This is a genomic window from Pseudomonas avellanae BPIC 631, assembly GCF_000444135.1.
In the GTDB taxonomy this organism is placed as follows: domain Bacteria; phylum Pseudomonadota; class Gammaproteobacteria; order Pseudomonadales; family Pseudomonadaceae; genus Aquipseudomonas; species Aquipseudomonas avellanae.
The window spans coordinates 1-363 of record NZ_ATDK01000527.1; the positions used below are offsets into that span (position 1 = coordinate 1).

Annotated in this window: 1 protein-coding gene; it reads right to left on the minus strand. The window is 57.6% G+C overall.

What is annotated here, in order from left to right; translation table 11 throughout:
- Positions 1–363, minus strand: a 363-nt coding sequence (locus DW49_RS0124330; RefSeq protein WP_029774756.1) for a Mu transposase domain-containing protein, incomplete at both ends; no start/stop codon positions are given.

Below are 363 nucleotides of genomic sequence, written 5' to 3' on the forward strand. Positions count from 1 at the left end.
TTCGAGTTGGTGCTTCACCAACTGGTATGGCACCGAGTAAAAGTGGCCATCGACCTCAACGTGATAGTCGATATGGACTCGCACTTTTTTCCATTCGGCGTAGACGTACGGATGCTCCGGTAGCCCTTGCAGCGCAGGTTGGTCGATGCTTTCGAAGGCTGACCGGCGCGAGCCGGGCAGCTTTTTGAAGGGCTTGTGATTGAGGCGTTCGAGTAGCAGGCTGATTGCTGTGTTGAGTTCTCCGAGCGAGAAGAACTGGCGGTTGCGCAGCACCGCGAGGATCCAGCGCTCGACCACTTGAACACCGACTTCGACCTTGGCTTTGTCCTTGGGCTTGCGCGAGCGAGCAGGCAAGACGGCGAC